The organism is Mitsuaria sp. PDC51, from assembly GCF_900113225.1.
Taxonomy (GTDB): Bacteria; Pseudomonadota; Gammaproteobacteria; order Burkholderiales; family Burkholderiaceae_C; genus Roseateles.
Genome location: NZ_FOZE01000003.1, coordinates 390,521 through 415,462 on the forward strand (window position 1 = coordinate 390,521; position 24,942 = coordinate 415,462).

Below are 24,942 nucleotides of genomic sequence, written 5' to 3' on the forward strand. Positions count from 1 at the left end.
TCAGACCTCGACCCGCATCGGCGTGAACAGCGTCTGCGGCAGGTCGACCCCGCGCGCGCAGAGCCGGTCCCAGCAGCGCGGGCGCACGCCGGTGGCGCTGAAGTAGCCCTGCACCGCGCCGTTGGATGCCACGCCGGTCTGCTTGAACGAGAAGATCTCCTGCAGGGTGACGGTGTCGCCCTCCATGCCGGTGACCTCCTGGATGCTGGTCAGCTTGCGGGTGCCGTCGGACAGGCGGTTGGCCTGCACGATCACGCCGATGGCCGAGGCGATCTGCGCCCGCGCCGCCTTGGCCGGCAGGTCCACGCCGGCCATCGCGATCATGCTTTCGAGCCGCGCCAGCGCGTCGCGCGGCGTGTTGGCATGCACCGTCGTCATTGAGCCCTCGTGGCCGGTGTTCATCGCCTGCAGCATGTCCAGCGCCTCGGCGCCGCGCGTCTCGCCCAGGATGATCCGGTCCGGGCGCATGCGCAGCGCGTTGCGCACCAGCGCGCGCTGCGCCACCTCGCCGCGGCCCTCGATGTTGGGCGGGCGCGTCTCCAGCCGCACCACGTGCGGTTGCTGCAGCTGCAGCTCGGCGGCGTCCTCGATGGTCACGATGCGCTCGCTGTGCGGGATCGCGCCGCTGAGGATGTTGAGCAGCGTCGTCTTGCCCGAGCCCGTGCCGCCCGAGATCAGGATGTTGGCCCGCGCCTGCGACAGCGCCGCCAGGAAACGCGCCATCTCGGCCGACATGGACTTGAACTCGATCAGGTTCTCCGCCTTCAGCGGCACCGCGGCGAAGCGCCGGATCGAGAGGATGGGCCCGTCGATGGCCAGCGGCGGAATGATCGCGTTGACGCGCGAGCCGTCGGGCAGCCGAGCGTCCACCATCGGGCTGGCCTCGTCCACGCGCCGGCCGATGCGCGACACGATCTTGTCGATGATCTTGAGCAGGTGGTCGTCGTCGGCGAAGCGCACGTCGGTGAGCTCCAGCCGGCCGCGTCGCTCGACGTAGACCTGCGCATGCGTGTTGACGAGGATGTCCGACACCGTCGGATCGGCCAGCAGCGGCTCGATCGGGCCGAAGCCCAGCATCTCGTACTGGATGTCGCGCACCAGCGCACGGCGCTCGGCGGCGTTGAGGACCAGGTTCTCCTCGAACAGCAGCCGCTCCACCATCTGCCGCAGTTCGTCGCGCAGCGCGTCCGCGCCCAGCCCGTCCATCGCCTCCAGGTCCAGCCGGCCCAGCAGCAGCTGGTGGATGCGGAACTTGGTCGCCTGGTAGGCCTGCGTGGGCGCGCCGGCGAGGTCCTCGGGCGCGCCGTCGGCGGGCACGAAACCCGGCACCGCGGCCCCCAGCCGCTCGCGCAGCGTCATGGTCATGTCCTTCATGCGGATGCTCCCCGGAACAGGCCCGACAGCCAGCGCCGCTGCGGCACCGGCGCCTCGGGCGCGACGCCGGCGGCCAGCTCGCGCAGGGCCCGCGCGATGCTGCTGGCCGGCGCGATGGTGTCGACCGGCACGCCCTGGTTGACCGCCGCGGCGACGGCCTCGTAATGGTTGGGCAGCGTGATCGGCGCGTCGACCGCCAGCGTGCGGCACAGGTCGTCGAGGCTGAACTGGCTGTCCTTCTGGTAGCGGTTGACGATCCAGCGGACCTTGTCGGCCGGATAGTCCAGCGAGCGGAACACCTCGCGCAGCCGCTTGCCGTCGCGGATGAAGGGCAGCGTCAGCTGCAGCACCGCGAAGAGCCGGTCGGCCTCGTCCAGCACCGCCAGCGTCGCCGCGCTGAGCGAGCGGCCCACGTCCACGACGACGAAGTCGAAGCCTTCGCGCGCCTGGCGCAGGATGGCCTGCACCTGCGCGGGCGTGACGTCGGCGGCGTGCGCCGGATCCTCCGGCGCCGCCAGCACCCACAGGCCGGGGCCGGCCTCGGTCATCGCGGACTGCAGCAGGTCCGCGTCCAGGCGGCCGATGTTGCGCGCCACGTCGGCGACGTGGCTGGGCGGGGTCTGGTTGCCCAGGAACAGCGCGGCGTCGCCGAACTGCAGGTTCATGTCGATCAGCGCCACGCGCCGCCGGCCGCCGGCGGCCAGCAGGTGCGCCAGGTTGGCCGCGACGAAGGTCGCGCCGCTGCCGCCCTTGCACGACACCAGCGCGAGCAGCTCGCCATGGCGGGGCGGCGCGGCGGCCGCGGCGGCGCCGGCGCCACGCTTGCGCTGCAGCCGCCGCAGCGCGGCCAGCACCGCGTCGCCGGAGGCCGGGGCGGGCAGCACCTCGCGCACGCCGGCGCGCATCGCGCGCATCAGGAAGTCGGGCGAGAGCTCGGGCGCCACCAGCACCACGTCCACTTCCGGATGCGCCATGGCCAGCCGCTCTAGCGCGAGGAAGTCCTCGGCGCTGCCGCTCTCGGCCAGCAGCAGGTCGGGCCGGCTGCCGTTGACGATGGCGTTGACCTCGCGCAGCGGCCGCTCCAGCGCGGCCACTGCGAAGGCCGGTTCCGCGCGCAGCGCCTCGGTCCAGGCGAAGGCGTGGGCCGTGTCGGGCGTGACGATCTTGACTTTCACTGGCACACCTCGTTGGCGGCGCTGTTCATGTACTCCTTGCGCAGCGTGGTCGCGAACGCCGGCAAGGTCAGGGTCATCGGCACGAAGGGGATCATGGCGCGGTGCGAGTAGCCGGTCAGCGCGACCTGCACCGCCTTGCAGTCCGCCGGCGTGCAGGTGTTGGCCGCGGCCGGCGGGTTCAGGTAGGTCACGCGGATGTTGGCGGTGGTCAGCGTCGGCAGCCGCGAGATCATGCGGGTCTTGATGTGGCTGTCGTTCATGTCGCAGACCACGGCCAGGCGCGCGCCGTAGCGCGTGGCCTCGACGGCGGCGTTCCAGGTCCACAGCAGCCGGCCCATCTCGATCACGCCCAGCACCAGCGTGCTCAGCAGGCCGCAGACCAGCGCGAACTCGACCGCCGCCGCGCCGCGCTGGCGCCGGCGCGCGAAGGCCACCGCCATGGCGCGCGGCATGGCGGTCGACGGGGTGCGGGAAGCGGGGTTCATAGCTGGGCCCTCATCGTCACCGCGATGGTGTTGAAGTTCATGTCGGGGACGACGAAGCGCACCACCGACCGGTAGGGATAGTTCTGGATGCTGGCCGTGACCAGGTTGACGGTGCCGCTGCCGGTCAGCTGGTTGGCGTGCGTGGACGGGCACAGCGTGGCGTCGCAGATCGTCACCATGCCGGTCGTCAGGCCGGGCGCGAGCGCGCTGCCGCTGCAGTCGGTGGTGCCGTAGACGGCCAGGCAGCGTGCCTCGGTGGCGATGGTCGCGTCGCCGGGGCCGTGCTGCGACAGGTGGCGCGCGGCGTCGCGCACCGACTTGTCCAGCATGTTGTAGCTGAACACCGCGCGGCCCAGCTCGCTGGCGCCGAAGACCAGCAGCAGCAGGGGCGACATCAGCAGCGCGAGCTCGACCGCGGCGACGCCGCATGCGCCGCGCGCACTGCACACGGTGCGCCGCGCCGGCACGGCCGTCGAGGGAAGCAGGCGGGCAGGGCGGGCGGCGGACATGGCGGCCTCACTGCACCAGCGCCGGGACCATCGGTCCGATGCTGGCGGAATCGCCGGCCACGCCGGAGGAGGCGCAGGGGCTGCCGGTGGCGCTCGACAGGCCGACGTACTCCATCTTCAGCGTGTCGTTCGGGTTGTCGATCGGCTGCAGCATCAGCATGCAGCCCCAGCCCAGCACGGTGGTCGTGTGCGTGCCGCCGGTCAGCGAGGCGCAGTCGATGATGGGCGCCACCACCAGCCGGCGGTCGGCGCCGTACTGCGTGTGCTGTGCCACGGTGGTGGTCGGGTTGTAGGCGTTGCTGATCGCCAGCCCGGTTTCCGCGTTGCCCGCGGCGACGCTGCTGCCGTAGGGCGCGTGCGCGCCGCGCCGGCTCAGGAAGTCCAGGCGCGCGTTGGCGCCGGCGGGCCAGTTGATCGTCGTGTAGGCGTAGCCGGTGAAGTCCGGCGGCGCGTTGGTCACGTTGCTGGACCCCTGGTACAGCCCGAAGCGGGTGTTCCAGGCCTTGGCCGCGGCGTTGCCCATGTTGCCCGGCGCGCCCACCGGCGCGGTGACGTTGAGCGAGCACATGCCGTTGCCGGTCAGCAGCGCCGCCAGTTCGCTCTCGCCGCCGCTGGGCGGGCTGAAGTCGATCCAGTTCCAGTTGCCGCCGCCGTCCTTGAAGCGGCCGCTGACCCAGGTGCCGGGCACCAGGCCGAAGGGCGGCGACGCGCCGGCGCCGGCCGAGCCCGCGCGGCACACGCCCAGCGGCACGGCGCAGTTGCTCTGCGCCGGCGTCAGCGTCGCGGTCGCGATCGCGGCGACCGACTGCGCGCCGAAGCCCATCACCTGCATGAAGTAGGGCGCGAAGCCGCCGCGGTTGAGCGTGCAGCGCACGTACTTGGACGCGGGCGCCGCCGCGCCGGCGGCGCTCCACAGGCTGCCGGCGGCCAGCGAGCTGCCGAAGGCCACGACCACGTCGCCGTCGACCACGCCCGAGCCCTGGAAGCCGACGCGGTTCTGCCGCGCGATCGTGCGGCCCGCCGCCTCGGCGCGCGGGAAGGCGTCGGCGGGGATGGCGGGCGCGCCGATCAGCTCGTAGCTCGCCGCGAGCGCGCAGGCGTCGGCGGTGTTCTGCAGCTCCGTCTTGGCCAGGTACAGGCGCCCGCCGTCGATCGCCAGGCCCAGGAAACCCACCATCACCGCCAGCAGCAGCGCCACCACGATGGCCACCGCGCCGCGCTGGGCGCGACGGCCGTGCTGGCGCTGTCCGCGGTGCCGCGCGGCGGCGCCGGCACGGCGCGCCGCCGGAGCCGGCAGGAGGCGTGGGGCGAAGGAGGCGGGCGCGGTCATGGTGATGCTCCGGGGGCGGTGGATCGCGTGGCTCTCGGCGGCGCTCGATGGGTGTCGATGCGGCTCGGTGCGGCTCGGTGCGGCTCGGTGATGGGCGCGGACGGAGGCCCTCAGCGATCCGTCGCGCCCGCGCCGACGCCGATGTTGATGACGTTGCTCGGCGGCGGCGCCTTGTAGCTGTCGACCAGGCGCACGCCCGCTTCGCGGGTGAGCCGGCCGTCGACCCGGGTGCCCTTGGCGGCGTGCCGCGACGGCGCGCCGGGGTCGAGGACCTGCTGCGCCATCAGCGCGCGGGTGGCGTCGCCGAATTGCCGGTCGTAGGCCGGCGTCGTCGTCGCGGCGCAGCCGCTCAGCAGCGCGGCCGCGACCAGGAAGACCAGCGAGGCGACGGAGGCGACCGACAGCGTCAGCGCCGCGAGAGGCCCGGCGCCGGTGGCGGCGCGGTCCAGCGCGCGGGCGCGCCGGACCCGCCGGCGGGCGGCGGCGGTCGAGGCCGCGGCGGTGGCGGCGATGGCGCGATGCGGACGGGGGAGGACGGGGCGGGTCATGGCTGTTGCTCCTTGTCGAAGCCGCCGCGCGCCGGCGCGGGCCTGGCGGGGGAGGCCGGGGTCATCGGCGGAGTGGCGGCAGGGCTGTCGGCCCGGCCGTCGGCCGGGGCCTGTCCTTCCAGGCGCCCCTGCAGGATCAGCTCGCCGCGCGTGGGCGGCGTGTAGCCGTCGGTGGGCAGCTTGTAGTCCGGCGGCAGCGGCTGCACCAGCCGCGGCGTGATGACGAAGACCAGCTCCGAGCGGTCGGTCTGGAACTGCGTGCTGCGGAACAGCGCGCCCACCACCGGCAGCTCGCCCAGGAAGGGGAAGGCCTTGATGTTGGTCGTCGTGTTGTTCTTGATCAGGCCGCCGATGGCGAAGCTCTGGCCGTCGAGCAGCTGGACCGTGGTCTCGGCTTTACGCGAGGTGAAGGAGGGCAGCACCGAGTTCAGCGCGCCGGCGCTGATCTGCACGCCGGAGGCGTTGAGCTCGGACACCTCCGGCCGCACGCGCAGGTGGATGCGGCCGCCGCCCAGCACCGTCGGCGTGAACTTCACCGAGACGCCGAATTCCTTTTCCTCCAGCGTGACGGTGCTGCCGCCCACGCCGTTGTTCTGCACCACGGGGATCAGGATCTTGCCGCCGGCCAGGAAGCTGCCAGTCTGGCCGCTGATGGCCATCACCGTCGGCTCGGCCAGCACCTTCACCAGGCCGTCGGTCTTCTGCATGTTCAGCGTCGCGCTGGTGGCGCTGCGGCCGGGCACGGTGCCGTAGGTGGTGGTGTAGGTCGGACGGCCGAAGGCGTCGTAGGTGACGGTGACGTTGCCGCCGCTGATCGAGGGCAGCGGCACCCGTCCGCCGACCACCGCGTCCACCGAGCTGTAGGGCACGCCGCTGGGGCCGGTGCCGGTGATCTGCCCCAGCAGGCCGGCCGAGCCGCCGAAGATGCCGCCCAGGAAGCGCACCATCGAGCCGTCGCCCGGCGCGTAGGCGCGCGCGAAGTCGATGCCGAAGGCGTCCAGCAGCGACTTGGAGATCTCCGCGACCTTGACCTCCAGCATCACCTGCTGCGGCGCGCCGACCTGCAGCATGTTGACCACGCGCGCGCCGCCGCCCTTGCCGTCGCCGCGAACGAAGGCGGTGGCCAGGTCCACCGCGCGGGTCACCGCCTCGCTGTCCGACACCTCGCCCGACAGCACGATGGAGTCGAAGGCGGCGCTGACGCGCAGGTTGCGCTCCGCCGGCAGCAGCTGCTGCAGCACGCCCTGCAGCGCGGCGGTGTCCATGCCCACGACCACGTCGAAGGCGGTGCAGGTGCCGGCGCGGTCCAGCATGACCACGTTGGTCGAGCCGATCGCCTTGCCCAGCAGGTAGATCTCGGTGGGGGCGAGCAGCAGCACGTCGACCTCGCCGACGCCGGGGCGCGTGTCCTGCACGGCCGCGCCGGCCTTGGCGCCGGCCTCGTCCTTCTTCGCGTTGGTCTCGACGGGCCGGGCGGCGCGGGCGTTCTCCGGGTTGCCGAGCAGGATGCGCGCGACCGGCTGCGCCGGGCGCAGCACCGTGGACTTGCCCACCGGCACCGTCACCATCGGCGCGGTCTCCACGCGGGTGCACATCGGGGCGCCGGACGGCGCGGCACCGCCGGCGGCCGCGGCCCGGGCCGGCGTGGAGCCCGTGGACGTGGCCGGCGCCGCGGCGGGCGCGGGCGCGCCACGGACCGGGGCCGCCGGCAGCAGCGCGGCCAGCGCCGCCAGGGTCAGCGCGCCGGCGGCGCGTGGCGCCATCGTGGCGAGGGGGTGCGGGTGCGTGGGCATGGTCGGTCTCCTCCTCGGGGCGGTCTCTGGGCGGTCTCTGTGAGATCTCGGGGTGCGCTCGGGCCGGTCAGAAGCACTCGGTGACCTTGTCCAGGCCGCGGATCAATTCGACGCAGCCGGCGCGGTGCGAGGCGAGCACCGGGGCCGCGGCCGGCGCGGCGGGCGCCACGCGGCGCGGCGCGGGCTTCGCCGGGGCGGGGACGGGCGCGGGCGGCGGCGCTTCCAGGCGCGCCTGCAGGCCCAGCAGCGCCGCCTTGGTGGCGCCGTTGCCGTTGCCGGCGGACTTCGGATCGGTCTGGTTGCGCAGCACCAGCGACAGGTTGCCGACGCTGCGCGCCAGGTCCAGCAGCTCGGCCTCGTCGGGCGAGACCTCCAGCGTGACCGCGTTGACGACCTTGGGCCGGGTGGTGTCGCGGTCGGCCTCCTGCGCGACGGCCAGCACCAGGATGCGCTCCAGCACGATCTTGGAGATCGAGTGGTCGCGGTCGTTGCGCGCGCCGCCCTCGTCCTGCGTGTTCACCATCACGTCCACGTAGGTGCCGGGCAGCGCGAAGCCGGCGACGCCGACGACGTCGTTGACCCGCACCGTCATCGCGCGCTTGCCGGTGGGCACGACCGCGGACAGGCCGCCCTTGGTGCCGACCGGCGCCAGCCGCGCCTCGGTCAGCGGTTCGCCGCGCTGCATCGCCACCAGCACGACCCGGCCCTCGAGCGCGGCCGGATCCTCGAAGGCTCCGGCCGGCACGCTGCCCTGCGGCCAGTCGGCCATGCGCACCATCTCGCGGGAGATGCGGCCGCCCAGCTCGATGTCGGCATTGGCGATCGCGATGCGCCCCTGGTTGCCGTTCTGGCCCTGCATCCAGCGCGCGGCCATGACGACCGCGGCCAGACCGGCGATCGCGGCGATGAAGAGCATCAACAGGCCTCGGGATCTCATGGCTGCCTCCTGGACGGATCGGCGGTGGCGGAAGCGGCGGCGCCGGCCGCCGGGGCGGCGTCGCCGAAGTGGGTGTGCCAGGCCCAGTCGAGCTGGCCGGCGTCGAGCGAGGGCTCGACCTCGAGATAACGCGCGCGGCTGGCGACGAGCCGCAGCAGGTCGCGCGGATGGCAGGCCAGCAGCGGCCGGCCGTGGCGCGGATGCAGCCGCTCGAGCAGGTGCGCGAGGCCGGCGGCGTCGAAGGGCACGCCCTCGTCGGCGCAGGCGTCCTCGAAGATGCGGGCGTAGGCCGGGGCGTCGACGGGACCGACCTCGATCTTGTGGCCGATGCGACGCAGGAAGGCGTCGTCCAGGTCGCGCGGCGACAGGTTGGAGGAGAACACCAGCATCAGCTCGAAGGGCACGGTGAAGCGGGCGCCCTGGCGCAGCGTGAGGTGGTCGTGGCGGCGCTCCATCGGCACGATCCAGCGGTTCATCAGCTCGCGCGGCGTGACGCGCTGGCGGCCGAGGTCGTCGACGATGAACAGGCCGTTGTTGGCCTTCAGGTGCGGCGGCGCCTCGTAGTAGCCGGCGCGCGGGTCGAAGCCCAGGTCCAGCATCTCCAGCGTAAGTTCGCCGCCGCAGGCGACCACGGGGCGCTCGCACAGCATCCAGCGGGCGTCGGCGCGCTGGCGGCTGTCCAGGCCGCCGCGCGTCCCGCTCGTGCCCGGGTCGGCGCTCACCGGCCGGTGGCACAGCGGGTCGAAGACGCGGATCACCTCGTCCTGCACGCTGATCGCGTGCGGCACCGCGACCGGGCCGGGCAGCAGCCGGGCCAGACCGCGCGCGATGTAGGTCTTTCCCGAGCCGGCCGGGCCGTGCAGCAGCATCGGCCGGGCTGCGTTCATCGCGGTGCCCAGCCGGTCGACGAGCTCGTCGGCCAGCACCACGCCGGCGAAGGCCGCGCGCGCGCCGCGCAGCGTCACCGGATGCCGGTCGGCGGCCTGGGCCCGCACGCGTGCCGCGTAGGCCTCGGCCGGCACCGGCGCCGGGCCGAGGTAGGCGCTGCGCGAGAACGCATCCAGCGCGCGCGCCCGCCCGGCGAGCGTCAGCTCGAACTCGACGTCCGCTTCGTTCTGGCCGCGGCGCGTGACCTCGAGCAGGCCGTCGCGGCGCATCGCCTGGCAGAGCGTGTCCACGAGCGCGCCGCCCAGGCACAGGCGCGTGCCGAGCTCGACCAGGCGCCCGGTGCCGCCCTGCAGCAGGGTCTTGGCCAGCAGGTCCGTGAGAAAGCCGGTGGACAGGCCGGTGTCCTCGAGGGTCTGCGGCGCGGCGGGCAGGCTGCCGGCGCTGGCCGCGCCACGGGGCGCCGGCGCGTGGGGGAACTGGAGGAGGTGCATGGGGGCCGTCCGTCCTAGATCAGCGGTGGCGCGACCAGCGCGGCGGCGGTGCCCATCGCGATCGCGACGGCGTAGGGCAGTCGCGCGGCGGTGCGCGCCAGCGGGGTGGGGGGTGGCGTGCCGCGCGGGTGTTCAGCGAGGTGGGCGCGCAGGTTGGCCATCACCCGGGTGAGCACGCTCGCGTCGCGCAGCATGAAGAGCGAGAGCAGGCCGCCGGCCAGCAGCGTGTAGACGAACGCGGTGGTCACCGCGCTCGCGCCGAGGAAGGCGCCGACGACGGCGACCAGCTTGACGTCCGCGCCGCCGGTGGCGCGCAGCAGGTACATCGGCAGCATCAGCGCCAAGCCGGTGAGGGCGCCGGCCAGCGGCGACCACCAGCGCGCGCCGGCCAATGCAGGGAGACCGGTCGCCGTGGCCGCGGCATGCAGGCCCAGCGCCAGCGCGGCGCCCATGGCCAGCCAGCGGTTGCCCACCCGGCGCGTGCGCAGGTCGCTGCGCGCCGCCCCGCCCAGCACGAGGGCGAGCGCGGCCAGCGATGCAAACAGCAGCGGGGTGGGCACCGGGGACGACATGGCGGCGGTCCGGTCAGAGCGCGGCGGTGATGGCCGCGGAGATGGCCGTGAACACGGCCTCGAGCTTGGACCCGACGATGGTCACGGACGCGATGATGAAGACGGCGATCAGCGCGGCGATCAGGCCGTACTCGATCGCGGTGACGGCCTCGTCGTCGCGGGCCAGGGCATCCAGGCGGTGCAGCAGGTTCATGGTGGCTCTCCTCGGGGTGGTGGTCAGGGGAAGGTCGGGGGGCGGTGGGCGTCGATCGCGAGGGGCGCGGCCGGCATGGGCCGGCGCGGCCGCGCCGTCGCGGTCACAGCGCGGTGGTCAGCGCGGTCGAGATGGCGGTGAACACGGCCGCGAGCTTGGAGCCGACGATCGTGACCGACGCGATGATGAAGACCGCGATCAAGGCCGCGATCAGGCCGTACTCGATCGCGGTGACGGCCTCGTCGTCCTGGCCGAACTGCTTCAGGGCGCGGGTGGCCTTGGCGATGGGGAGGAGTTGCATGATGAAGTTCCTTCAAGTGGGGAGGAAAGGAGATCCATCGGGGTCGGATCCATACCCTGCCGGCCTGTTGGGGGAGGACGCCGGCCGGCGAGGCGCGTCTTCGTTCCTGTGCGTGTTCATGTCAGAGCGCGGCCACCACGGCCGACGACCAGTACTGGTACAGCGCCGCCAGCGACGAGCCCGTCAGCGTCAGCGCGCCCAGGATCGCCACCGCGATCAGCGCGGCGATCAGGCCGTACTCGATCGCCGTGGCGGCGCGCTGGTCGCGCATCAGCGCGGTGGCGATCGCGGTGGCGGGGATCGGGTGGCGGTGCGTGTCCATGGCGTTCACTCTAGGCATCGCGGTCGCGGCGCGCAGCGGAGGAAGGCGCCATCGCGCGGGGGGAGCTTGACCCTTGGCGGGGGGGAGTTTTGTCCTGGTCCGCGGCACCGGCGGACGCACCGTCGGCGGGCGAACCGAAGGCGCTGAGCGGCGCCGCGCCGGGGCGGCCGAGCCCGCCCAGCCGCACCAGCGTGCCGAGCAGCTCGGCGGCCGGCAGGTGCTTGGCGAGGAAGGCCTGCGCGCCCAGGCGCAGTGCGCGGTCGCGCGTGGCGTTGTCGTCGTGACAGGTCAGCACCAGCACGCGGGACCGCGTCAGCAGCTGCGGTAGCAGCGCCAGGCCGTCCTCGCCATTGAGGTCGACATCGACGACGACGACGTCGGGATGCAGCTGCCGCGCGGCGAGCAGCGCCTGCTCCCCGGTGGCCACCGCGCCCAGGCAGCGCAGCGTGCGCGGCGAGCAGGCGATGAGCCGCGAGAGGCCGTCGCGCACCGCCTGTTGGTCGTCGACCAGCAGGACGCCGAACGGGCTGGGCGGGGCCGGGACGACGGGGACGGTGGGCAGGGGGCTCATGGGAAGAATGCTAGGCAGCGGGCGCGTCGGGCGCGCGGGAGCTTGCGGGCGGGCGAGGGGGGAGATTCCTCCTTGGCGCGCGGCGCGGCGCGGCTCAGTAGACGAAGGGGATCAGGCGCCACGGCACGCGGCGGCGGTAGGCGCGGTAGCCGGTTTGCGCGTCGTCGAGCACCGCTTCCTCGCGCCGCATGCGCACGACCTGCGCCACGTACAGCAGGGCCAGCACCGCGGCGTTGCGGGGCGAGGCATTGACGAGCAGGAAGCCGGCGTGGCCGATCAGGTAACCCAGGTAGATGGGATGACGCACCACCCGGTAGGGGCCGCGCACGACCAGGCCGCGCTGCGCCGGCAGCAGGCCGAAGGAGCGCCCCAGCGCGACCTTGGCCGAGAACTGCCACAGCAGGCCGGCGAGCTGGAGCGAGGCGCCCACCCATTCGGGCGCGTGGGCCTGCGTGCCGCTGGGCGTGAGCAGCGCGACGAAGCCGGTCGCGTAGAGCGTGGCGGCGATCGCGGGCAGCGACAGGTCGCGGCGCTCGGCGCGTCGCGCCAGCAGCACCAGCGCCAGCGTGTAGCTCTCGGAGACGATGAGCAGCAGCAGCGTGCCGCGCGACGGGTCCTGCCACCAGGCGTAGCCCCAGCGGGCCAGCACGAAGGCCAGCGCCAGCAGCGCGAAGCTGCGCAGCAGCCATTCGGTGAGGCGGCCCTCGATGTTCAACGGCTGGGTCATGGCGGACTCCCTGTCTGGTCATGGATCGGCGTGTCCCCGCGACGGCCGGGGCGAGGAGGCAGGGCCCGGTGCGGCGGCGGGGCCGGATGCGGCATCGCGGCGATGGCCAGCAGCGCGATGGCCACGCCGGCCAGGACGTCGACGAGGTAATGGCCGCCCAGCACCGGCGTCGCGGCCAGCATCAGCGCGTTCAGCGCGATCGCCGGCGCGGCCCAGCGCGTGCGCCACAGCGCATGCGCCAGCAGCACCGCCATGGCCGCGTGCAGCGAGGGCATCGAGATCAGGCCCTGCATCGACGCCAGCGCCAGCGTGCGCAGGCGGCCGTCGCGCAGCGCCTCGAAGTGCCATTGGTCGGCCGACGCGGCCAGGCCGAGCTCGGGCCCGAAATGCTTGAACGCGCCCGCCGCCGGGATCGGTGCCGACAGCAGGATCACCGCCAGCGTCACCGCGACGTAGCGGCCCATGAAGCCGCGCAGCCGGTCGCCGTGACCGCCCAGGCCGAGGATCAGCACGACCGCCAGGATCTGCGGCAGCCCGCTGTCGTAGGCCGCCTGCAGCGCGCCGCCCATCCAGGCGGGCAACGCGGCCTGGCGCGCGCGCAGCACGCGCCAGTCCAGCCCGATCGCCGCGTCCCAGGCCACCAGCCGGGCATCGGTGAGCGGTGGTGCCAGGGCGATCAGCAGGTAGCTGAGGCAGGCCGCGGCGGCCTGGAACACGAGCAGCAGCAGCGCGCAGCGCAGCGTGACGGCAATGCGCGCGTCATGCCGGTAGCGCGGCAGCAGCAGCGGCGTGCCCAGCGAGGCCAAGGCCAGGGCCAGCACCGCGAGGTCGCGGCCGGCCAGGTGCCAGTCGCCGAGGACGATGCCGATCGCGTCGGCGGCGAGGGTCAGCGCCGTGAGCAGCGCGGCCAGGCGCAGCGGCTCGGCCAGGGGCGCGGCGGCGAACGGATCGTTGGCCGCCTGGCGGCGCAGCGTGGCGCGGGGCACGACCCGGCCGGACGGGCCGCGGGCGAGGGGGCCCGGAGACGGGCGGGGAAGGTGCGGCATGGCGGCCTCGGGACGCTGCGCGGGAGTGGGGAGACCATGGTCCGTTCCCGTGCCCGCGCGCGCCAGGGAGGCGCCGAGCCGGCCGCCTAGGACAATGCTCCCCCCGCCGCCCGGGCGGGTTCGCGGTCCAGGCCGTGCGCGGTCCCGTAGACGTGCAGCTCCAGCCGCCCGCGCACGCCCAGCTTGGCGTAGATCGTGGTGAGGTGGTTGCGCAGGGTGTGCTCGCTCATGCGCAGCGTGTCGGCCACCGACAGCAGCTTCGCGCCGGCCTGGCGCAGCAGCACGCCGATGATGTCGCGCTCGCGCGGCGTCAGGCTGGCGATGCGCTCGGCCTCGGGGTCGCGCGGCGCCGCCGCCCGCGGCGCGCCGTCGGTGAGCAGTCCCAGCACCTCGCCCATCAGCGCGCGATGCAGCCAGACCTGACCCTCGCTGACGCACTCGATCGCGCGCAGGATGGTCGCCGCCGGCGCGGACTTGTGCACCACGCCGCGCGCGCCGCGCATCACCGCGCCGCGGTGCAGGGCCGCGTCGTCGGCGCCGGTCAGCACCAGCACCTGCGCGTTGCCGCGCTGGCGCAGCGCGTCCATGGCCGCGGCCGCGTCCTGCCCGCCCAGGTCCAGGTCGAGCAGCAGCAGGTCGGCGCCAGGCAGGCCGTCGTGGCACAGCAGCTCGTCCAGCGTCGAGGCGCAGCCGACCATCTCCATGCGGGGCCGCGAGGCCTCGATGAGCTGGTTCAGCCCCCAGAGGGTGATCTGGTGGTCCTCGGCGACGAAGACCCGGATGGGGCGGGTCGCCAGGCCGGGGAGTGGGACGGTCACGGTCATCGGCGTTCTCCTTGTGAGGCTGTCGGACGCCGTCCTCCCCGGCGTCCGGAAAGCGGGGTCAGGTCGGGATCCGGAACAGCAGCTCGGTGTCGAGCCCGTCCCGGCGCGAGATCGTCAGCGAGCCGCCGAGTTCGGCAACGCGCTCATGCAGCGAATGCGGATGGAAGGCCGGCGCGGCGCGGCCGGTGACCGAGCCGCTGTCGTCGACGACGCGCAGCGTCACCGCGCCGTCCTCGCCGTGCAGCGCGATGCGCACATGCCGGGCCTGCGTGTGCTTGCGCACGTTGTTCAGGGTCTCGTTGAGCAGGTGGAACAGCGCGCCGGCCAGGGCGCGCGAGCTGGGCAGCGACTCGGGGCACTCGACCTCGACCTCGATGCCGAACAGCAGCGCGAAGCGTCGCGCCTGGCGCCGCACGGCCGGCACCAGCGCGTTGTCGCCGCCGCGCGCGCCGGTGCGCAGGCCCGAGATCAGCTCGCGCAGCGAGGCCACTTCGGCATTGACCAGCTCGGCCAGCGCGTCGACCTCGGCCCGCGCCGGGTTCTCGGCCGGGATGCGCATCGCGACGCACTCGACCGCGTACTTGAGGCCCAGGTAGGGCTGGATGGCGCTGTCGTGCAGGTCGCGCCCGATGCGCACGCGCTCGTGCGAGGCGCTCTCGTCCTGCAGCTGGTCCACCAGCGCGGCCTGCTCGATGACGCGCAGCAGCTCGGGCATCGCGTCGATCAGCGCGCGCAGGTCCTGGCGGTGGGCGCGCAGGCCCTGGTAGCCGATCACGATGTGGCCATGCTGGCGGTCGTAGCGCGTCAGCGGCGCGATGTGCAGGCCGGCGACATCGAGCAGGCGGGCCAGTTCCTCCAGCGGCGCGACCAGGGTGCGCGGCGCGCGCGCGCCGGCATGGACGCGGACGCGGGCGCGCGGATCCCACCAGCGCCGGGAGGTGAAGCTCAGCGCCTGCGTGCCGGTCTGCGCGAGCAGGCGCTCCAGCGCCTGGTGGACCTCGGGCCGGGCGCGGAAGCCGCCGTCCTCGCGGCTGGCGATCGCCGCCGGCGCGCCGATGCGGCTGGGCAGCACCAGCGCGAGCACGTCCGCCTGCGTGCCGTGGCGCAGGCGCTCGACCAGCTCGGCGCACAGCGGCTCCAGGCCGCGTCGGGGATCGAGGCCCGCTTCGATCTCGTCGATCAGCGCGATGCGGCGGTGCAGCGCGCGCATCGGGCGGGCCAGCAGCGCGGCGGCCGGGATCAGCACCAGCAGCAGGTATTGCGCGGCGCCGCCCAGGCGCTCGGCGGTCGGCAGCGGCGCGCGTCCGACGTCGGGATCGATCGCGATCGCCAGCGTGGCCACCGCGGCCAGCAGCAGGCCGTGGCCGACGCCGTAGCCGATGCTGGCCAGCACCACCGGATGGACCAGCGCCAGCATCAGCATCATGTTGCCCACGCTGAAGTGCCACATCATGGCGCAGGCCCAGGCCACGTCCAGCCAGTAGGCGGCCAGGCCCGGCACGAGTGGACGCTCGCGGGCGTCCGACCACATCAGCACGCCGGCCCAGGCGATGTAGACCAGCATCGTGAAGCCCGCGTCCAGGTCGATCGCCGGCTTGCTGGAGATCAGCAGCATGCTGCACATCAGCGCCGTGACCACCCGCAGGCCCGCGGAGAAGCGGCGCATTTCCGCCGACGGTCCCGCGACCGGCCGGGACGCACCCGGGGCAATGGCCGGCGCCGCGGCGGCGGAAGGCGGCGTGTCGGTGCCTCCCATGCCGCGGGCGCCGGAGGGCCCGGCGATCCCGGCCGTTCCGGCCGGGTCCAACGACTCGCGCATCATTGTTGTGATCCTCGGGCACTGCCGTGGTGGGCGGCGTGCCTGGAGGCAAGTCTGACATCGCTCGCGTACGCCGTACCCCCCGGGAACAGGGGCCCGGCGGGCGCGATCCGTCAAGGATGCGACGTTTTTCTGCGTGGCGACGGGCGTTGCGGCCGATCGCGATGCCGGTGCGAGCGAGTCGCCGCGCCGGCCGCCAAGGCTGCGACAATCCGCGCCATTCCCGATGGCCGACGGCCGGCGCCTGGCGCCGGTCCCCGTCGCCGCAAGACCCGACCCGACAAGACAAGGACATCGCCATGAGCGAGAACCCCGTGCTGCCGCTGAACGACCAGAACCTCATCTGGATCGACCTGGAGATGACCGGCCTGTTTCCGGACAAGGACCGCATCATCGAGATCGCCGTGGTGGTCACCGACGCGCAGCTGACGGTGCGCGTCGAGGGCCCGGTCTTCGCCATCCACCAGTCCGACGCCACGCTGGACGGCATGGATGCCTGGAACAAGGGCACGCACGGCAAGAGCGGCCTGATCGACCGCGTCAAGGCGTCGACGATCGCCGAGGCCGATGCCGAGCAGCAGGTCATCGATTTCCTGAAGGCCTACGTGCCGGCCGGCAAGTCGCCGATGTGCGGCAACTCGATCTGCCAGGACCGCCGCTTCCTGGCCAACTACATGCCCAAGCTGGAAGACTTCTTCCACTACCGCAACCTGGACGTGTCCACGCTCAAGGAGCTGGCGCGCCGCTGGAAGCCGTCCGCGATGGAAGGCTTCAAGAAGGCCCAGAAGCACACCGCGCTGGCCGACATCCACGAATCCATCGACGAACTGATCCATTACCGTGAGCAGTTCCTGAAGCTGGACTGAGCGCCGCGACCGGCACTTCGACGCCCCGATGAGGAACGCGCCCGCGCGCGGCTGAGGCTCCGATGGACATCCCGCTCCGCCCCCAGGACCTGTGGGCGGCTTTCGACTTTCCGCGCCATCCGCTGGCACGCGAGGACGGCGAGCGCCTGCGCGGCGCCTTCCTCGTGCCGCCGGCGCAGCGGCTGATCGCGCACGACGCCGAGCGGCTACGCGCCGTGCTGCGCCTGGCGCATGCCGCGGCGCGCACCGGCGCGTGGGTGCTGGGCGGGCTGCGCTACGAGGCGGCGGGGGCGCTCGATCCGGTGCTGCGCACGCGGCCGGCCGGGGACGCGCCGCTGGCGGAATTCCACGTCTGGCAGGAGCCGCCCGCGCCGTGGCCGGAGGCGCTCGCCGCGGCGGGTGCCAGACGCGCGCATCCGATGACGGCGTGGCGCGACGCGCAGGCGGATGTCGACGAGCAGGCGCAGGTCGAGCGGATCCGCGAGTACATCCGCGCCGGCGACTGCTATCAGGTCAACCTGACGACGCGGTTGGCGGCGGAGACGGTCGGCGCCGACGGAGCCGACAAAGCCGACGAAAGCGACTTCGACCCGGTCCTGCACTTCTTCGCGCTGCACGCCGCGCAGCCGGGCGGCTTCGCGCTGTTCCTGCGCACCGGCGAGGGCGGCGATCGGCACAGCGTCGCGAGCGTCTCGCCCGAGTTGTTCTTCGACTGGCGTCCGCTGCCCGAGGCGCCGCAGGCCAGCCACACCTGGCTGCTGTCTGCCCAGCCGATGAAGGGCACGGCGCCGCGCGGCCGCGACCGCGCCGGCGACGAGGCCGCGCAGGCCTACCTGCGCACCAGCGCCAAGGAGCGCGCCGAGAACCTCATGATCGTGGACCTGCTGCGCAATGACCTGTCGCGCGTGGCGGTGCCGGGCTCGGTGCGGGTGCCGCGGCTGTTCGAGCTGCACGCGCTGCCCACGGTCTGGCAGATGACCTCGACGATCAGCGCGGTCACCCGCGCCGGCCTCGCGCTGGACGAGGTGATGACGGCGCTGTTCCCTTGCGGCTCGATCACCGGCGCGCCCAAGAAGCGCGCGATGGAGGTCATCGACGAGCTCGAGCCCGGCCCGCGCGGCTGGTACTGCGGCGCGCTCGGGCTGCTGCAGCCCGGCGGGGCGGTGACCTTCAACGTGCCGATCCGCACCGTCGAGCAGGCGGGCCGCGCGCTGCGCTGCGGCGTGGGCAGCGGCATCACGCTCGATTCGCGGCCGCGTGACGAGATCGACGAGTGGCGCGCCAAGGCGCGCTTCCTGGCCCGCGCCCGCGCACCCATCGAGGCGCTGGAGACGATGCGGCTCGAGGCGGGCGAATTCGCGCGCGCGGCGCGGCATCTGGCGCGCATGCAGCGCACGGCGCGCCACTTCGGGCTGGCCTGGTCGGCGGACGCGGCGAAGGCGCGGCTGGTCGAGATCGCGCGGCGGCATCCGCAAGGCGCCTGGCGCGTGCGGCTCACGCTGGCGCGCGATGGCGTGTTCACCGAGACGGTCCAGGCCTTGCCGGAGGCGCGCGTGGCCCGCGGGCCGGATGGGCCGGATGGGCCGGACGGGCCCGGCGAGGGGGACGACGGGTCGACGTCGAGGGAGCCGCTCGTGGTGGCGCTCGCGCGGGGCCCGATCGACACGCGCGGGCCCGACGCCGAATTCATCCAGCACAAGACGACGCGCCGCGAGGTGTACCAGGGCTTCCTGGACGCCAAGCCGGCGGACTGCTTCGACGTGCTGCTGTTCAACCGGGAGGGCGAGCTCACCGAGGGCTGCCTGACCAACCTCGCGCTGCAACGGGCGCCGGACGGGCCGTGGCTGACGCCGCGCGCCGAGGCCGGCCTGCTGCCCGGCACGCTGCGCGAGGAACTGCTGGAGCAAGGCCGGCTGCGCGAGGCGCGGCTGACCTTGCAGGATCTGCGGCGGGCGCATGCGCTCGCCATCTTCAACGGTGTCCGTGGCTGGCGCGAGGCGCGGCTGCGGCACGAGGACCTTCATGACGACGACAACCCAACGCCGCCGCCCGGCGGCGCGCAAGACCCGGGTGGGTGACGAGGCAGCGAGCCTGCCGGTGGCCGAAGCGGTGACCGATGCGGGCAACGAAGCGGCGACCGAAGCGGTCCCGCGGACCGAGGCCGCCGAGCCCGTGACGCCCGCGGCGTCCGCCGAGCCGGCGACGCCGAAGCCGGCGCGCAAGCGCGTCTCCCGCGCGAAGGCGGGGCCGGCGGCGCCGGTGACGACCGAGGCTGCGCCTGAGCCGGTGGCAGCTGCCGAGGCCGCACCGGAAGCGGCGGCCGAGCCGGCCGCCCCTGTGCCCGCGCCGAAGAAGCGACCGGCCCGCAAGCGCGCGACCGCCGCCGAGGCCCATATCGACACCGAAGCTTCGACCGAAGCCGCAGCCCCGACCGAGGCCGCAGCCCCGACCGAGGCCGCAGCCCCGACCGAGGCCGCAGCCCCGGCCGAAACCGAAGCCTCGACTGAATCCGAAGCCTCGACTGAGGCCGACGCTTCGACTGAAATCGAAGTCGTGGCCACGGAGAGCGGCGAGAGCGCCGCTCCCCGCAAGGGCCGTCGCAAGCCGAAGACCGAGCCTGCGGTCGAGGCGATCCCCGCGGTCCCGCCCGAGCCGCCGCGCTTCACGCTCGGCCCGCGCGAGGACGACGGCGTGTTCGGCGACTACGAGCTGCGCGATGGCCTGACCGGCGCGACCTGCCGGCTGCGCCTGCTGGGCCGCCAGACCTGGCGCTGCGATTGCGCCGGCTATCGCGACCAGGGCACCTGCGAGCACGGCGAGCATCTGCTGGCGCTGTTCGATGCCGCCCAGCAGGAGGCGCTCGACGCCGGCTGGCCCGCGCGCGAGGCCGAGGTCTGGCTGGTGCCCGGGCCGCAGCGGCGGCTGCAGTGGGTCTGCGGTCGCGAGGTCCCCGACCGCTTGCGCGAGCAGGACGGCCTGGACGAGCAACTGCGCCGCTCCGCTGAGGGCGCTCATGCCTGGCTGCAGGAACTGCTGAGCGAAGCCCGGTCGCTGGGCGTCGTGCTGCGCGTGGACGCGCCGGTGTGGCCGCAGCTGGCCTGCGGTCGCGACGCCCAGGCGCGGGTGCAGCGGATCGAGGCCGCGATGGCCGACGGCGCGGCGATGCGCGCGCTGCTGCGTGACGACTTGCCGGTCCATGCCTGGGAGGCGGCGCTGTTCGCCGTCTGCGCCGGCCGTGCGCTCGTGGCCGACGACCTCGGACTGGGGCAGCGCGGCGCGGCCATCGCCGCGATCCGGCTGTGGGGCGAGTGCTTCGGCGTGAAGCCCGCTGTCGTCATCGCCCCGGAGGCGGCCCACGCCGCCTGGCGGCGCGACCTGACACGCTGGCTGGGCGAGGAGGCGAAGTCGGTGACCGTCGCCACGACGCCGCCCGCGAAGCCGCAGGCGGCGCTGCTGATCGTCGACGGCATTGAATCGGTCGACTCGGAACGCCTGGCGGCGCTGCGCGCCGTGCCGGCCGCGCAGCTGCTGCTGATCGCGCACCAGGAGCCGCTGGCCGACGCGCGGCTGGTCGATTGGATCGACTGGCTCGACGACATGCGCCGCGGCCCGCTGGCGCGCCTGCGCGCACTGCCCGAGGACGCCGGCAAGAAGCTCAAGCGCGAGGCGCTCGAGTCGGTGCTGCTCTCGCGCCGCAAGCGCGAACTGGCGGACCAGTTGCCCGCCGCGCTGCTCTCGCCGATGTGGCTCGACGGCGCCGGCGCGAACGGCGCCAGCCTGCCGGCCGCGCCGCTGAAGCAGCTGCGCCAGCTGATCGAGCGCTGGACCGCGCTGCGTTTCCTGTCCAGTGCCGAGCAGCAGCAGTTGCTGGAGGCCCTGTCGCTGCTGCCGCCGGCGTCCCGCCAGGCGCTGGCCGCGAAGGCCGAGGCGGTGCTCGCGCTGCGTCGCGAATGGATCCAGGGCGCCGTGCCGGCGGCCGCGCGGCTGGTGGTCTGCGCGCGCTCGGAGACGCTGCTGGACAGCTTGTCGATGTCGCCGCAACTGCGCCGCCTGCCACCGCAGCGCCTGCGTGCCGGCGACGCCCCGGCGGCGCGCGCGGCCGCGCTGTCGGCCTGGCGCTCCGCCGAGGCCGGCGTGCTGCTGGCCAGCGACGACGCGCTCGGCAGCCTGCCGGGCGGGGCGCTGGCCGAGGATCGCGTCGCCCTCGTGCATGCCGACCTGCCGTGGCAGCCGGCCGTGCTGGCGCATCGGGTGGAGGTCGTCTGCGGCGACGAGGCCTGCGGCGTGCCGGCGGCGCTGCTGCTGATCGAGGACTCGCTCGACGCCGCCGTGCTGCGCGCGCAGCGCGACGGCGTGAGCTTCCCCGACTGGCTGGACGCCGCGCCGGCCTGGCTGGAGGGCGACCAGCTCGACGCGCTGATGGCGGTGCTGCCGACACTGCTCGAAGGCCTCTGAAACAGCGGCAGGAACCAGCGCCGTGGGGCGCTGATCAAATGGTGCTAGGTGAAAACCCGAAAAGTCGCTATACTCTCGGGCTTCACCGTTTCAGACGGTGCTTCGTACGTCTCCTCTGACCTCTTGCAGACCGCTGCGCCGGCCATCCCGACGGATGCCCACGCAGGCTCCGGATCTCCTCCGGAGCGGTTTCCCGCCACGGGAAGCGCGCCCTGCATGCCCTCGGGTTCGGTCGGCGGCGATGCCGTCGCTTTGACTGTTCCCCGGCGCCTCACCAGGCCCTTCCACCCGCTCGTGGGCTGCTTCGGCGGCCGCGCTGCGCGTGTCTCTCTTGCCTGGTGATCGACGCGAGCTTTCTCCCAGCGACATCACGGTCCTGCCGCGATCCGATCGAGATCGCATGACAGGCCACAGCGCGCCAGCGCGGACGCCGTCCTTCGGCGTCGGTGGCGGCGCGTGCCTTTGGATTGCAAGACAGATGAGTTTCGACCACGACATGAACGCCGACGCCCAGAACCAGAACGACGAGCTCGACTCCCAGATCGAAGCCGGCGAACTCGGCAACGACGCGGAAACGAGCGGCACGCCGTTCTCCGCCCTGGGCCTGCACGACGCGCTGCTGCGCGCCGTCAAGGACTCCGGCTACGAAAACGCCACCGAGGTGCAGGCCCAGGCGATTCCCCCCGCGCTGACCGGCGCGGACCTGATGGTGTCCTCGCGCACCGGCTCGGGCAAGACCGCCTCGTTCATCCTGCCCGCGCTGCAGCAGGTGCTGACCGCCCGCGCCGAGCGCGCCGCCGGCAGCAAGACCAAGACCATCGGCCCGCGCGTGCTGGTGCTGGCCCCGACGCGCGAACTGGCGATGCAGGTCGCCAAGTCCGCGATGACCTACGGCCGCCACATCCAGGGCCTGCGCGTGGCCACCGTGCTGGGCGGCATGCCCTACGCCCACCAGCTGCGCGCGCTCAGCGGCCACCTGGACATCCTGATCGCCACCCCGGGCCGCCTGCTGGACCACATCAACAGCGGCCGCTGCAAGCTCGAGAACGTGACGATGTTCGTGCTCGACGAGGCCGACCGCATGCTGGACATGGGCTTCATCGACGACATCAACTTCGTCGCCGAGCAGATCCCGGCCACCCGCCAGACGCTGATGTACAGCGCGACCTTCGCCGGCAACACCGGCCGCCTGGCCGCCCAGCTGATGAAGGACCCGCAGCGCATCGACGTCTCGGGCCACACCGAGACCCACGAGAACATCGAGCAGCGCCTGCACTGGGCCGACAACGGCCAGCACAAGCGCAAGCTGCTGGAGCACATCCTGGGCGAGCGCGACGTGGACCAGGCCGTGGTCTTCACCAGCACCCAGCAGGACACCGAGTGGCTGGCCGAGCAGCTGGAGGCCATCGGCCACCGCGTCGCCGCGCTGCACGGCGGCATGCCGCAGGGCAAGCGCAACCGCACGCTGATGGCGCTGCGCCGCCGCGACCTGCGCGTGCTGGTCGCCACCGACGTGGCCGCCCGCGGCATCGACGTCCCGACCATCTCGCACGTCATCAATTTCGGCCTGCCGATGAAGGCCGAGGACTACGTCCACCGCATCGGCCGCACCGGCCGCGCCGGCCGCTCCGGCATCGCGGTGACGCTGGCCGAGCGCGGCGACATCTCGATGATCAAGCGCATCCAGCAGTTCACGACGCAGCAGATCCCGGTCTCGCGCATCGAAGGTCTGGAGCCGCGCAACGAAGAGCCGCGCATCTTCCCGTCGCGTCCCGGTTTCGACCGCGGTGACCGTGGCGGCTTCCGCGGCAACGACCGTGGTGGCTTCGGCGGCGGTCGCGGCGGCTACGGCCGTCCGCAAGGCGGCGGCTTCCGTGGCAACGACCGCGGTGGTTTCGGCGGCGACAACCGCTTCGACAACAGCGCCCGCTTCGAGCGTCCGGAAGGCCGCCCGGCCTTCGGCGAGCGTCGTGAAGGCGGCCAGGGCGGCTTCGGCGGTGGCAACCGTTTCGAGCGTCCGCAAGGCGGCGACCGTCCGCGTTTCGGTGACCGCCCGCAGGGCGACCGTCCCTTCGGCGACCGCCCGCGTTTCGGCGATCGTCCGCAGCGCGACGGCCAGGGCTTCGGCGGCGGCAACCGCTTCGAGCGTCGCGACGGCCAGGTCCAGGACCGTCCGCAGCGTGACTTCGGCGGCCCGCGTGGCGGCCAGGGCGGCAACGGCGGCGGCTTCGAGCAGCGCCGTGGCGGCTTCGATCCGCGCTTCGATCGTTCGGCCGAGAACAACGACCGCTACGGCCCGCGCGCCGAGCGCCCGGCCTTCAAGGGCAACGACGGCTTCGAAGGCCGCCCGGCCAAGCCGGCCTTCAAGGGCCCGCGCCAAGGCGGCGACGACCGCGGCGGCTTCGTCAAGAAAGGCCCGCGCAAGGGCTACTGAGCCCTCGCGGCTCGGACTGAAGGGGAACGCTGAGGGATGCGCGTCGAGGGTCGGATCGTCCAGTGGGATGACGCGAAGGGCTACGGCTTCATCGCGCCGTCCGACGGCGGCCCGAAGCGCTTCGTGCACATCAGCGCCTTTTCGCTGCGCGCGCGCCGGCCTTTCGTCGGCGAGCGCGTGAGCTACCAGCCCGGCGCCGACGCGCAGGGCAAGCCCCGCGCGCTCGAGGTCAAGAGCCTCGAGCCCAAGCCGGCCCCCGCCGGCCCGGCGCCACGCCCGGGCGGCGCGGCCTGGCCGCGCGACCGGTCGCAGCCGCTGCGCGGCGCGGCCCCATCCCCCAAGCAATCCGCCGACACCGGTGCCTCGCTCTGGCTGGTGCCGGGATTCGCCACGCTGGTGCTGCTCACGCACCTGGCCTGGCCGCTGCCGCGCGGGCTGTGGGGCACCTATGTCGCGATGAGCTTCGCGACCTTCATCGTCTACGCGCTGGACAAGCGCGCCGCCCGGCTGGGCCAGTGGCGCGTCAAGGAGTCCACGCTGCATGGGCTCGCGTTGCTGTGCGGCTGGCCCGGCGCGCTGCTGGCCCAGCACTTGCTACGCCACAAGAGCGCCAAGCCGGGCTTCCGGCGGGTGTTCTGGTTGAGCGTCGCGCTCAACATCCTGGCCTTCGTTTGTCTCTTCACGCCGCTGCTGTCGCCTTTCTTCTCGGGGATCTCCGACCACTGGAACATGCGATCGGCCGGCGACTTCGTTTGATGCTGCAGTTGAAAGTGATCGGCACGGCGGACCTTCCCGCCGTGCTCGCCTTGCAGGCCCAGTGTTATGGGCCCGAGTTCCTGGAAAGCGCCGAGGCCTTCGAGGCCAAGCTGCGCGCGGCGCGCCATCTGCACTGCTCTTACCTGGCCGTCGAGGCCGGCGAGCCGCTGGCGTATGTCGTCAGCCTGCCGGTCGACGATGGGCAACTGCCGGCCCTGGATGCGCCGGAGGTCGCGCCGGCGCGTGCGCCGCGCACGCTGTACCTGCACGACCTGGCGGTGTCGCCGGCGGGGCGCTCGCGGCAATTGGGCCGCAAGCTGTTGCGGCAGGTGGTGAACCGCGCGCAGGACATGGGCCTGGCGCAGATCGCGCTGGTGGCGGTGCAGGGCTCGCGCGAGTACTGGCAGCGCCAGGGTTTCGCCGCCGCGGACGCGCCTTCGGGCTCCGCGCTGGCGCGGAAACTGGCCAGCTTCGGCCCCGGGGCGACCCTGATGCGAAGGGCGCTCGGACCCGTCTGAGGGGGCGC

The 24,942-nt window shown here is 73.6% G+C and carries 24 protein-coding genes; 6 read left to right on the top strand and 18 right to left on the bottom strand.

Annotation, left to right across the window (positions count from 1 at the left end):
• From BM393_RS22195 to BM393_RS22280, 18 genes are all read right to left on the bottom strand, one after another.
• A complete protein-coding gene (locus BM393_RS22195) occupies positions 1 to 1,374 on the bottom strand; it encodes a CpaF family protein (RefSeq protein WP_254783560.1) in 1,374 nt (457 codons plus the stop codon).
• A complete protein-coding gene (locus tag BM393_RS22200) occupies positions 1,371 to 2,549 on the bottom strand; it encodes an AAA family ATPase (RefSeq protein ID WP_091733055.1) in 1,179 nt (392 codons plus the stop codon). The genes BM393_RS22195 and BM393_RS22200 overlap by 4 nt, the downstream gene beginning before the upstream one ends.
• A complete protein-coding gene (locus tag BM393_RS22205) occupies positions 2,546 to 3,034 on the bottom strand; it encodes a TadE family protein (protein ID WP_254783561.1) in 489 nt (162 codons plus the stop codon). Before BM393_RS22205 ends, BM393_RS22200 begins: the two co-directional genes overlap by 4 nt.
• Entirely contained in the window at positions 3,031 to 3,543 is a 513-nt protein-coding gene (locus BM393_RS22210) for a TadE/TadG family type IV pilus assembly protein (protein ID WP_091733058.1), read from the bottom strand. The genes BM393_RS22205 and BM393_RS22210 overlap by 4 nt, the downstream gene beginning before the upstream one ends.
• Before the next feature lie 7 nt (positions 3,544 to 3,550).
• On the bottom strand, positions 3,551 to 4,873 hold the full coding sequence (locus BM393_RS22215) for a pilus assembly protein TadG-related protein (protein WP_091733061.1): 1,323 nt from the start codon (positions 4,871 to 4,873) through the stop codon (positions 3,551 to 3,553).
• Between the two features lie 110 nt (positions 4,874 to 4,983).
• A complete protein-coding gene (locus BM393_RS22220) occupies positions 4,984 to 5,421 on the bottom strand; it encodes a hypothetical protein (protein WP_254783562.1) in 438 nt (145 codons plus the stop codon).
• Positions 5,418 to 7,214: a type II and III secretion system protein family protein gene (locus tag BM393_RS22225; protein ID WP_254783563.1), complete on the bottom strand. Its 1,797-nt coding sequence runs from the start codon at positions 7,212 to 7,214 to the stop codon at positions 5,418 to 5,420. Before BM393_RS22225 ends, BM393_RS22220 begins: the two co-directional genes overlap by 4 nt.
• Before the next feature lie 67 nt (positions 7,215 to 7,281).
• Positions 7,282 to 8,151 carry a Flp pilus assembly protein CpaB gene (gene cpaB / locus BM393_RS22230; RefSeq protein ID WP_091733070.1) on the bottom strand — a complete coding sequence of 290 codons (870 nt, stop codon included), beginning with the start codon at positions 8,149 to 8,151 and terminating at the stop codon, positions 7,282 to 7,284.
• Complete coding sequence (locus tag BM393_RS22235) at positions 8,148 to 9,530, bottom strand: ATPase (RefSeq protein ID WP_091733075.1); 1,383 nt, start codon at positions 9,528 to 9,530, stop codon at positions 8,148 to 8,150. The genes cpaB and BM393_RS22235 overlap by 4 nt, the downstream gene beginning before the upstream one ends.
• Positions 9,531 to 9,544: 14 nt before the next feature.
• Positions 9,545 to 10,102 (bottom strand): prepilin peptidase, encoded by a 558-nt coding sequence (locus BM393_RS22240; protein ID WP_091733078.1) that lies wholly within the window; start codon positions 10,100 to 10,102, stop codon positions 9,545 to 9,547.
• 13 nt (positions 10,103 to 10,115) lie between these two features.
• On the bottom strand, positions 10,116 to 10,295 hold the full coding sequence (locus BM393_RS22245) for a Flp family type IVb pilin (RefSeq protein WP_091733081.1): 180 nt from the start codon (positions 10,293 to 10,295) through the stop codon (positions 10,116 to 10,118).
• Positions 10,296 to 10,398: 103 nt separating this feature from the next.
• On the bottom strand, positions 10,399 to 10,596 hold the full coding sequence (locus BM393_RS22250; RefSeq protein ID WP_091733084.1) for a Flp family type IVb pilin: 198 nt from the start codon (positions 10,594 to 10,596) through the stop codon (positions 10,399 to 10,401).
• A 121-nt stretch (positions 10,597 to 10,717) separates the two neighbouring features.
• On the bottom strand, positions 10,718 to 10,918 hold the full coding sequence (locus BM393_RS22255; RefSeq protein WP_141225439.1) for a Flp family type IVb pilin: 201 nt from the start codon (positions 10,916 to 10,918) through the stop codon (positions 10,718 to 10,720).
• A gap of 10 nt (positions 10,919 to 10,928) precedes the next feature.
• Positions 10,929 to 11,489: a response regulator transcription factor gene (locus BM393_RS22260; protein WP_091733087.1), complete on the bottom strand. Its 561-nt coding sequence runs from the start codon at positions 11,487 to 11,489 to the stop codon at positions 10,929 to 10,931.
• Positions 11,490 to 11,583: 94 nt separating this feature from the next.
• Complete coding sequence (locus BM393_RS22265; RefSeq protein WP_091733091.1) at positions 11,584 to 12,216, bottom strand: isoprenylcysteine carboxylmethyltransferase family protein; 633 nt, start codon at positions 12,214 to 12,216, stop codon at positions 11,584 to 11,586.
• Positions 12,213 to 13,262 carry a phosphatase PAP2 family protein gene (locus tag BM393_RS22270; RefSeq protein ID WP_091733096.1) on the bottom strand — a complete coding sequence of 350 codons (1,050 nt, stop codon included), beginning with the start codon at positions 13,260 to 13,262 and terminating at the stop codon, positions 12,213 to 12,215. Before BM393_RS22270 ends, BM393_RS22265 begins: the two co-directional genes overlap by 4 nt.
• 86 nt (positions 13,263 to 13,348) lie before the next feature.
• A complete protein-coding gene (locus BM393_RS22275; protein ID WP_091733099.1) occupies positions 13,349 to 14,086 on the bottom strand; it encodes a response regulator transcription factor in 738 nt (245 codons plus the stop codon).
• Between the two features lie 58 nt (positions 14,087 to 14,144).
• Positions 14,145 to 15,752: a sensor histidine kinase gene (locus BM393_RS22280; protein WP_091733102.1), complete on the bottom strand. Its 1,608-nt coding sequence runs from the start codon at positions 15,750 to 15,752 to the stop codon at positions 14,145 to 14,147.
• 452 nt (positions 15,753 to 16,204) lie between these two features.
• Between BM393_RS22280 and orn the strand changes: the two genes are divergently transcribed.
• The 6 genes from orn to BM393_RS22315 all read left to right on the top strand — a co-directional run bounded on the left by orn (position 16,205) and on the right by BM393_RS22315 (position 24,934).
• On the top strand, positions 16,205 to 16,771 hold the full coding sequence (orn, locus tag BM393_RS22285) for an oligoribonuclease (protein WP_091733105.1): 567 nt from the start codon (positions 16,205 to 16,207) through the stop codon (positions 16,769 to 16,771).
• Between the two features lie 62 nt (positions 16,772 to 16,833).
• The gene (locus tag BM393_RS22290) at positions 16,834 to 18,849 is read left to right on the top strand and encodes a chorismate-binding protein (protein WP_091733108.1); all 2,016 of its coding nucleotides are present in this window, start codon (positions 16,834 to 16,836) and stop codon (positions 18,847 to 18,849) included.
• Positions 18,794 to 21,226 (top strand): hypothetical protein, encoded by a 2,433-nt coding sequence (locus BM393_RS22300; protein WP_141225440.1) that lies wholly within the window; start codon positions 18,794 to 18,796, stop codon positions 21,224 to 21,226. Before BM393_RS22290 ends, BM393_RS22300 begins: the two co-directional genes overlap by 56 nt.
• A gap of 478 nt (positions 21,227 to 21,704) precedes the next feature.
• Positions 21,705 to 23,660 (top strand): DEAD/DEAH box helicase, encoded by a 1,956-nt coding sequence (locus BM393_RS22305; RefSeq protein ID WP_254783564.1) that lies wholly within the window; start codon positions 21,705 to 21,707, stop codon positions 23,658 to 23,660.
• A gap of 36 nt (positions 23,661 to 23,696) precedes the next feature.
• The gene (locus BM393_RS22310; RefSeq protein WP_091733114.1) at positions 23,697 to 24,416 is read left to right on the top strand and encodes a cold shock and DUF1294 domain-containing protein; all 720 of its coding nucleotides are present in this window, start codon (positions 23,697 to 23,699) and stop codon (positions 24,414 to 24,416) included.
• Positions 24,416 to 24,934: a GNAT family N-acetyltransferase gene (locus tag BM393_RS22315; RefSeq protein WP_091733117.1), complete on the top strand. Its 519-nt coding sequence runs from the start codon at positions 24,416 to 24,418 to the stop codon at positions 24,932 to 24,934. Before BM393_RS22310 ends, BM393_RS22315 begins: the two co-directional genes overlap by 1 nt.
• Positions 24,935 to 24,942 lie beyond the last annotated feature (8 nt).

What these genes read in the sequence shown, in the direction of transcription:
- BM393_RS22280 (WP_091733102.1), bottom strand. Translation starts at nt 15,752, where the DNA reads ATGCGCCGCTTCTCCGCGGGCCTGCGGGTGGTCACGGCGCTGATGTGC.
- BM393_RS22270 (WP_091733096.1), bottom strand. Translation starts at nt 13,262, where the DNA reads ATGCCGCACCTTCCCCGCCCGTCTCCGGGCCCCCTCGCCCGCGGCCCG.
- BM393_RS22225 (WP_254783563.1), bottom strand. Translation starts at nt 7,214, where the DNA reads ATGCCCACGCACCCGCACCCCCTCGCCACGATGGCGCCACGCGCCGCC.
- BM393_RS22310 (WP_091733114.1), top strand. Translation starts at nt 23,697, where the DNA reads ATGCGCGTCGAGGGTCGGATCGTCCAGTGGGATGACGCGAAGGGCTAC.
- BM393_RS22195 (WP_254783560.1), bottom strand. Translation starts at nt 1,374, where the DNA reads ATGAAGGACATGACCATGACGCTGCGCGAGCGGCTGGGGGCCGCGGTG.
- BM393_RS22210 (WP_091733058.1), bottom strand. Translation starts at nt 3,543, where the DNA reads ATGTCCGCCGCCCGCCCTGCCCGCCTGCTTCCCTCGACGGCCGTGCCG.
- BM393_RS22265 (WP_091733091.1), bottom strand. Translation starts at nt 12,216, where the DNA reads ATGACCCAGCCGTTGAACATCGAGGGCCGCCTCACCGAATGGCTGCTG.
- BM393_RS22300 (WP_141225440.1), top strand. Translation starts at nt 18,794, where the DNA reads ATGACGACGACAACCCAACGCCGCCGCCCGGCGGCGCGCAAGACCCGG.
- BM393_RS22235 (WP_091733075.1), bottom strand. Translation starts at nt 9,530, where the DNA reads ATGCACCTCCTCCAGTTCCCCCACGCGCCGGCGCCCCGTGGCGCGGCC.
- BM393_RS22215 (WP_091733061.1), bottom strand. Translation starts at nt 4,873, where the DNA reads ATGACCGCGCCCGCCTCCTTCGCCCCACGCCTCCTGCCGGCTCCGGCG.
- BM393_RS22245 (WP_091733081.1), bottom strand. Translation starts at nt 10,295, where the DNA reads ATGAACCTGCTGCACCGCCTGGATGCCCTGGCCCGCGACGACGAGGCC.
- BM393_RS22255 (WP_141225439.1), bottom strand. Translation starts at nt 10,918, where the DNA reads ATGGACACGCACCGCCACCCGATCCCCGCCACCGCGATCGCCACCGCG.
- BM393_RS22275 (WP_091733099.1), bottom strand. Translation starts at nt 14,086, where the DNA reads ATGACCGTGACCGTCCCACTCCCCGGCCTGGCGACCCGCCCCATCCGG.
- BM393_RS22240 (WP_091733078.1), bottom strand. Translation starts at nt 10,102, where the DNA reads ATGTCGTCCCCGGTGCCCACCCCGCTGCTGTTTGCATCGCTGGCCGCG.
- BM393_RS22305 (WP_254783564.1), top strand. Translation starts at nt 21,705, where the DNA reads ATGAGTTTCGACCACGACATGAACGCCGACGCCCAGAACCAGAACGAC.
- BM393_RS22290 (WP_091733108.1), top strand. Translation starts at nt 16,834, where the DNA reads ATGGACATCCCGCTCCGCCCCCAGGACCTGTGGGCGGCTTTCGACTTT.
- BM393_RS22315 (WP_091733117.1), top strand. Translation starts at nt 24,416, where the DNA reads ATGCTGCAGTTGAAAGTGATCGGCACGGCGGACCTTCCCGCCGTGCTC.
- BM393_RS22205 (WP_254783561.1), bottom strand. Translation starts at nt 3,034, where the DNA reads ATGAACCCCGCTTCCCGCACCCCGTCGACCGCCATGCCGCGCGCCATG.
- BM393_RS22250 (WP_091733084.1), bottom strand. Translation starts at nt 10,596, where the DNA reads ATGCAACTCCTCCCCATCGCCAAGGCCACCCGCGCCCTGAAGCAGTTC.
- BM393_RS22260 (WP_091733087.1), bottom strand. Translation starts at nt 11,489, where the DNA reads ATGAGCCCCCTGCCCACCGTCCCCGTCGTCCCGGCCCCGCCCAGCCCG.
- BM393_RS22220 (WP_254783562.1), bottom strand. Translation starts at nt 5,421, where the DNA reads ATGACCCGCCCCGTCCTCCCCCGTCCGCATCGCGCCATCGCCGCCACC.
- orn (WP_091733105.1), top strand. Translation starts at nt 16,205, where the DNA reads ATGAGCGAGAACCCCGTGCTGCCGCTGAACGACCAGAACCTCATCTGG.
- cpaB (WP_091733070.1), bottom strand. Translation starts at nt 8,151, where the DNA reads ATGAGATCCCGAGGCCTGTTGATGCTCTTCATCGCCGCGATCGCCGGT.